At 27.6% G+C, this 7,322-nt stretch carries 9 protein-coding genes; 7 read left to right on the forward strand and 2 right to left on the reverse strand.

Annotated features, from left to right (window positions below):
• Positions 1 to 424: 424 nt before the first annotated feature.
• Positions 425 to 760, forward strand: a complete 336-nt coding sequence (locus tag G507_RS0109250) for a type II toxin-antitoxin system RelE/ParE family toxin (RefSeq protein ID WP_026717223.1) — start codon at positions 425 to 427, stop codon at positions 758 to 760.
• 1 nt (position 761) lies between these two features.
• Positions 762 to 1,061 (forward strand): helix-turn-helix domain-containing protein, encoded by a 300-nt coding sequence (locus G507_RS0109255; RefSeq protein ID WP_026717224.1) that lies wholly within the window; start codon positions 762 to 764, stop codon positions 1,059 to 1,061.
• A gap of 155 nt (positions 1,062 to 1,216) precedes the next feature.
• Here the strand turns inward: G507_RS0109255 and G507_RS0109260 are convergent, their stop codons facing one another.
• Positions 1,217 to 1,834 (reverse strand): RloB family protein, encoded by a 618-nt coding sequence (locus tag G507_RS0109260; RefSeq protein WP_169627287.1) that lies wholly within the window; start codon positions 1,832 to 1,834, stop codon positions 1,217 to 1,219.
• Positions 1,821 to 3,155 carry an AAA family ATPase gene (locus tag G507_RS0109265; protein WP_026717226.1) on the reverse strand — a complete coding sequence of 445 codons (1,335 nt, stop codon included), beginning with the start codon at positions 3,153 to 3,155 and terminating at the stop codon, positions 1,821 to 1,823. Before G507_RS0109265 ends, G507_RS0109260 begins: the two co-directional genes overlap by 14 nt.
• 285 nt (positions 3,156 to 3,440) lie before the next feature.
• Between G507_RS0109265 and G507_RS0109270 the strand changes: the two genes are divergently transcribed.
• From G507_RS0109270 to G507_RS0109290, 5 genes are all read left to right on the forward strand, one after another.
• A complete protein-coding gene (locus G507_RS0109270) occupies positions 3,441 to 3,824 on the forward strand; it encodes a helix-turn-helix domain-containing protein (RefSeq protein ID WP_026717227.1) in 384 nt (127 codons plus the stop codon).
• 23 nt (positions 3,825 to 3,847) lie between these two features.
• The gene (locus tag G507_RS0109275) at positions 3,848 to 4,675 is read left to right on the forward strand and encodes an IS3 family transposase (protein ID WP_245575614.1); all 828 of its coding nucleotides are present in this window, start codon (positions 3,848 to 3,850) and stop codon (positions 4,673 to 4,675) included.
• Between the two features lie 134 nt (positions 4,676 to 4,809).
• Positions 4,810 to 5,556, forward strand: coding sequence for a hypothetical protein (locus G507_RS0109280; protein WP_026717229.1), 747 nt, complete (start codon positions 4,810 to 4,812; stop codon positions 5,554 to 5,556).
• A 219-nt stretch (positions 5,557 to 5,775) separates the two neighbouring features.
• Complete coding sequence (locus tag G507_RS0109285; protein WP_026717230.1) at positions 5,776 to 6,282, forward strand: DUF6933 domain-containing protein; 507 nt, start codon at positions 5,776 to 5,778, stop codon at positions 6,280 to 6,282.
• A gap of 158 nt (positions 6,283 to 6,440) precedes the next feature.
• Entirely contained in the window at positions 6,441 to 7,055 is a 615-nt protein-coding gene (locus G507_RS0109290; RefSeq protein WP_051191579.1) for a hypothetical protein, read from the forward strand.
• Positions 7,056 to 7,322 lie beyond the last annotated feature (267 nt).

Consider the following 7,322-nt stretch of genomic DNA (forward strand, 5'->3'; position numbering starts at 1 on the left):
GTTTTGAAAAATTGTAATAAAATTGCAAAAACTTAGAACTAAATTTAAAAAATTACAAACTAAATTTTAAAAAATTGCAGCAGCATATTAAAAAATCACAACCGAATTTAGAAAGTAAGCACATGCGTCTACAAAATAGATTCCTCTAATTAAAAAGTAGAATCATTCATTTTATAAGTAAATAAGTGCTGCCTACAACACCGGTTAGCAAAAATGGTTTAAGGCTTGGTTTTTCCTTCGGAAAAACCTCTATGATTCACAATTTTATTCTATATTTGTTGTGGTCAGTGATTAATTCAAACCACTTTCGCTAGCCGAGAACCGTTGTGTGCTATAATTTTACGAAAAATTTCCAAAACAACAATTTTCTAAAAAACTACTTATAAAATTTGCACAATGTTAACTTTTAAGATAACTTTGCAAAATGAATAGAGAAATAATTTTTCACGAAAATCACTTTATTGAATTTTACCAAGTCCAAAATGACAAGGTAAAAGAAAAGATTAAATATGTTCTTGAACTTATTAAACAGGTTGAAAAAGTGCCTGAAAAGTTTCTGAAACATTTAACCAATACAAATGGTTTATATGAAATTAGAATTGAATATCAATCTAATATTTATCGCATATTCTGTTGCTTTGACAAAGGAAAATTAGTTGTGTTATTTAATGCTTTCCAAAAGAAAACTCAAAAAACACCGAAAAAAGAAATTGAAAAAGCACTGAAATTAATGGATGAATATTTTAATTTAAACAAGTAAAATGGAAAAGTATAAAAACATAAAAAACTTTGAGCAACTTATAGAAGTTGAACACGGAAAAATCGGAACTGAAAGCAGAAACTCTTATGAAGAGAAATCTCAGATGTTTATTATTAGCGAAATGCTTAAGGAAGCAAGAAAGGAAGCAAATATTACACAAGAACAACTTGCTGAAAAAACTGGAACAAAGAAAAGTTACATTTCGAGAATCGAAAATGGAAAAGGCAACATTCAACTTTCTACTTTAATCAGAATCTTTGAAATTGGGCTGAATAAAAGAATTGGGCTTACTTTCTTATAAGATATTACAGCACACAACAACGGTTATCAAAAACCACAAACGCTTGGTCAACTTTTGGAAAATCCTGTCGGATTTTCCATTTTTTGTTTTATATTTGTTGTGGTTAGTCTTAAATCTTTGTGGCTTTCGATAGCCGCAAAACGTTAGCGGTAATCTTACTCTAAAAATGCAAAAATATTAATCTTTTTATCAGAATCAAATATTTTATACATCTCACATATTGAAGCTTCAAAATCTTCATAATCAAACTCGCCTAATTTTTTTGCGTTTTCAACTGCTTTTAACTGATTATCTTTGATTTTTTTATACAGATCATTCTTAACAAAGTATTTTTCACTTTTATCATAATCCGTTAAATACTTTTTTAACAAAACATTAGCCTCATTACAACTATTAAAAGGTTTTGCTGTATATTCAAAATGAAGTAGCAACCAATACTCTAAACAAGGATTAGAAACAATTATTTTTACATTTTTTAACTTAGATAAATCTTTATAGTACTTTTTAAATTCTTCTTTTGGATTTTTCCCGCCCTTCTTTTTAGCTTTTTCTTCCTCAATTATTTTATCTAAATCAACTATCCATACAACTAAATCATAATCACCAGCAGAATTTTTAACTTCTTTATATAAATCAACAAGTTTCTTCTTTCTTGGTAATTTAGGCAATAAATCAAGATTTGTTGCATTTTCATTCCTTTTCATCATTTGAAAATACCAAAACTCACATTCACCATCAACAAAAATAGCTGCTTTCTTTTTATTTTTTGCCATCTTCATCGTATTTAAAATCAAGGAAATAATCACCAAGTTCAGGAACACCTCCTAGTTTACCAATACTATACGCATTATAAACATTACTACTATTTCTTATGGTTTTTGTATCAAAATCCTCCAATGAATAAATTTCAGTGTTTCCATTTTCTGTTTTATCAGCAAACCAAATACAATCATTTCTAAAAATGTCTCTATTCTTTAATATTTCTCTATTATGTGTTGTAGCAATCAATTGTGATTTTGTAGAGTTTACAAGGTGCATTAAAATAAAGTGAATATATAAATCTGGATGAAGAGAAGATTCCAATTCATCTATGGGAACAACACTATCCTGCCTAACTAACAAATCTAATATACCTGCTAAACCGTAAAATCTTTGAGTACCTTGTGATTGATTCTCGAAAGGCAAATTATAATTTGTACCTCCAAATTTATGAACAAATTCTAGACTTACAGAAGTTACTTTACCTTTTTCTCTTATTGTAGATATTTTCTTTCTTTCTTCTTCATTCTTTAAACTAGTTTCCAAAAACTCAAGTAATCCCTCTGGTATATCTCTTTCCTTTTCTTCAATTAGTATATCTTCAATATTTAAATCAGCCTTTTTTAAAATTTCTAAAACATTTTCCTTAATTATTTTACTTTGATCTCCATCGCTTAAATTTCTGGTAACAAAGCCATCTAAGTCTGTTCTAGGAGATATCATTGGTCTCAAAACACTCTCAAACCAATCAAGAACTTCTCTTAACTCAACTATATCAATATTAGTTTTTAAAAAACCCCCAAAAACCGTATTATTTGATAATGTATTACTTACTAAAGTATTAACATAATCTTTATTGACTTTAACCTTACTACCAAAAACAATCTCTGAAAGTTTATTACTAGAATTTGTTACCCTTTTAAAAACTACCGCTTTATTTGGATTATAAACAAGTAATGTCTCTTGACTTATTACATTTTTGTTAAATTCAACTTTATAAGAATATTTTTTTGTTTTATGAACAAAATCTATTTCGATTATTGAATCTGAATTTTTACTTTTTTCATCAAATAAAAATGGATTAAAATCAAATTTTTCATTCTTCTTATCAAAAGGTTCTAATATAATATCACGTAAAAACTCAATTGCATTTAAAAATGTAGTTTTACCAGATGCATTCGCTCCATATAAAAAAATAAGTTTCAATAACCTTAAACCTTTTATAGGTTCAACTACATAATAATTTTCTAAATCGTCATATTTTTTAGCCTCAAAAGATAAAGTTTGTCTTACTCTTATTGGACCATAATTACTAACAGAAAAGCTTATTATCATCTTTTTTTTAGTTTTAAATTGCAAATAATATGCAAATTTAGATAAAAAAAATGAAATTCAATACATTTTACAGCAAAAAGACTACCGCTAACAACGGTTTTAAGAAATTTGGATTTTGTCACTAAATTTAAAGATTGTTTTGTACTTTTGAATTTCGGCGATTAATCAATAGTTTTGGCTTACTTTTCCCAAACTTCTTAAAGCCGCAAAACGTTGTGTGTAATGCCAAAAAAATGCATCGTCCTGAAATAGGTTGACTAAAAATTAAACACTTTTAGCACACTTATGACATCACAGAAAAAACAACCCTGCCGAAAAAAAGAGTATCAAAAAATAAGCTTTGATCTCAAACTTTCCATCATTGACCAAATTAATAACGGACAAATATCTGTTAATCACGCTTCCAATAAATACAATGTATCTCGAAGTTCTATTGACTATTGGTTAAAAAAATTAAGTAACTTTGAGTCTAAATCTAAAGTTATGAGCAAAAACGATGAACTAAAAAAATTACGTGAAAAAGTTGAAGAACTAGAATTCATTAAAGAACTTCAGCAAGACATAATTATTGACTTTCAAGACATTACTGGAAAAGACTTGTCAAAAAAGTTATTACCCAAAACATTAGCAAAAGAGATAGAAACAAGAAAAAGAACCCGTTTAAAATAAAATGGCTCTATCAATGTTTTGGGATAACAAAACAAGCCTATTACCAACGAATTAAAGCTTTTTACATCAAAGAGCAACAACATAAGGTAATATTTGAGTTAGTTCATAAAATAAGGGTTAAAATGCCTCAAACAGGAACCAGGAAGTTATTTGAACACATTCAAGATGAATTAATTAAAAACAATGTCAAAATAGGTAGAGATGCATTATTTGATTTATTAAGAAGTCATGGAATGTTAGTTAAGAAAACAAAACGTTTTCATATCACAACAGATTCCAAACACTTCTTTTATAAATCCCCTAACCTACTTAAAGAAACAGCATTAATTCATGCAGAGCAAGTCTTTGTAAGCGACATTACTTACATCAAAATTGATGGTGGTCACTCCTATTTGGCTTTGGTAACTGATGTCTATTCTAAAAAAATAATGGGCTGGAAATTAGACAACAACATGAAAGTGGCTCTGGTTAAAGATGCGTTACAAATGGCTTATAAAAACTGTATTCACAACCATAAAAATATCATTCATCATTCCGACAGAGGAATACAATATTACTGTCCTGACTTTTCTGAATTCGCTCAAAACAAAGGTTTTATATTAAGTACAACACAAAAATATGATCCTTATGAAAATGCTGTAGCAGAAAGAATCAACGGAATATTAAAATACGAATTTGGTTTAAAATACAATATTAAAAACATACAAATTGCTCAAAAAATGGTAGCACAAGCTGTAAAAACATATAACAACGAACGTTTACACTGGTCTTTAGACTTAAAAACACCACAAACTGTACATAGACAATACAACAAACAAATCTATAAATCCTATGCCAAAAAGGCCGCGTAACAGAGTTTGTATTTTTAATAAAAAACAGTAATTGTTCAATTACTTTTAACTAAATTTGAATCAACAAAAATCACTAAAAAAGGTCAACCTATTTTAGGACAAGACAAACCACTCGCTGAAAAAACACAAACCAAATGAAAAATATTGTTCTTCTAATAATTTTTTTTAGTTTTTTAGCTTGCAGAAATGAAGTTAAAACATCAAAAAATATTTCTAATGATGAACAAATTTCAAAACTAAAAGCCAATAAATCTGAAAACGCTATTCTTTCAAATGATATTGAATTTATAAATGATTCTATATTAAAAGGAAAATTCAAATTAGACATTTCAAAATACGAATTAGAAAACTCAAAAAAAGAATGTTTTCCAGGCACTTTGAAAACTGAAGAATTTTATGAGTATTCACTTGATGCAGATAGAACAACAAAAAAAGAGTTTAAATTCTTAGGAGATATTAATGCTGATGGAAAAGCTGAATCTGTTTTTATTTTGCCTGCTTTAGGTTGGTGTGAAGAAGGACAATCTTATTATTTTACTGACAACAAAATTCCGAGAATTCAAACAGAATCAAATTGTTGCCACGTAGAAAGCATTTTTAGTATTGGAGATATTGACGAAGATGGAGGCATTGAAATTGCTGAATATTCTTCTTCTTGTGCAAGTTCATTTAAATCAATAAACATATGGACATTAAAAAATAGTAAATGGAAATTAGTTGCAGATTTTTCTTTTAAAATAAATAACGAATATAAAGCCTTTGATGATTTCGACAAACTTTACAAAAAAGTATCTAAAGGGAAGTTCAAATTTTTAGAGATTTACGATATAAATGGAAAAGGAGAATTACTAAAAGAATGGAAAACAATAACAATGGAATAAATTACTGCACACAACACCGGTTTTGCATAATGGCTTGGGCTTGGTTTTTCCTTCGGAAAAACCTCTATGAGTCGAAAATTTATTCTATATTTGTTATGGCTTGGTAATAATTCCACACAACTGAAACAAAGCCGCAAACGTTGGCAGAAAGTTTACCTAAAAATTACGCTTAAGGAAATTATCAACTAAAATTTTATACATTTATAAAAAATTTAAAAGATGATAAATGTATTTTGCACAAGAAAACTTGAAACTTTTATAAAAGTGAAAAAGAAAGACGAAAGTTTTGTTGAATCTTCTGAAAGTTGGATTTGTCACTTAATTCCAATTGGTGGAAAAAAAAGTTTATATTTTATCGATTCTAAAACTCTTTATTCTGTTTTGTTAATTAATGTGCAAAAAAAAGATTTACAAAATATAGAACAAATGTTTGTGAGTGAAATTGTAAATCAATTAAAAAATGATGGAATTTTAAAACCTGAAAAAGAATTATTAGTCAGAAATAAATACAAATCTTTGACTTTTAATGAAACAAATAATGACCAAAAAACTCTTGGAACTTTACGAGACAATATTGTACATTTAAAATCTTATATTTATGATAAAAGTAACAAACAAAATTCAGCAAGAGAATTTACTAAAGAAAGTATAAATAGAATTCCATTAGGTAGCCGAAAATATAGTTATGCAAAAGAATTAATGACAGAAGAATTAAAGGATTTGTAATAAATAAAAAAACCTTCTGCCAACAATGGTTTTATAAAATGGCTTGAGCTTGGTTTTTCCTTCGGAAAAACCTCTATGAATCGAAAATTTGTCTATATTTGCTTTGGTCAGTCTTTAATTCAAACCGCTTCGCAAAGCCAATGACCGTTGTGCATAATATGAGGAAAATAACAAACTTTATTCTTGGATTCATAATTTTGGGCTTTTTAAGTTCTTGTAAAACTCAATATTCTACAACTGAATTAAACGCAAATTTTAATAGTCAGGAAATTCAAGATTTAAACAAAATACGAGATTTCTTTAAAGTTGAAATGTGTATTTACAGAGATTTAAATTTTAAAGATTGTTATAAAGAAATTCCACACGATTATTTAGATGCAAGTGGAAATCCTTTTTGGACAAATATTGATTTTGAAAAACAGCAAAAGTTATATAATGAAATCTCTATATCAACATTTGAACAAATTTGGACTTTTTGTAAAACTAAATATAGAATAAAGCCAGGTTTAGAATTCAAAACAATTTGTGCAAATTCTGAAGGGAAATATCAAAAATATTTGTCTGAACTAGGTAAAAAAAATCCAAGGATTGCAGAATATTCAAATGTAGTTAACAGTTCTGGTCATTACGATAGTATTGATTTACAGTATTGGGAAATTAAAAAAAATAAAAAATATATAAACTTAAATGATCCTAACATTCAATTAATATTAGCAATTCATTACTTATCTCTAAATGACCAAGAAAAAAGAGATGAAAAATGGGTTGATTAAAATACTATGCACAACAACGGTTTTATTCAATTTTGCAGGCTTGGTTTTTTTCTATTTTGGAATTTTTTTAATCTAAAATTTGTCTATATTTGTTAAGGCTTGTTTATCAATCAGCAAAACTGAAATAAAGCCGCGAACCGTTAACTGCAACATTTTGAAATGCATCGTCCTAAAATAGGTTGACTAAAAATTAAACACTTTTAGCACACTTATGACATCACAGAAAAAACAACCCTGCCGAAAAAAAGAGTATCAAAAAATAAGCTT

Origin of the sequence: Flavobacterium gelidilacus DSM 15343 (assembly GCF_000422685.1) — a bacterium.
GTDB classification, from domain to species: Bacteria; Bacteroidota; Bacteroidia; order Flavobacteriales; family Flavobacteriaceae; genus Flavobacterium; species Flavobacterium gelidilacus.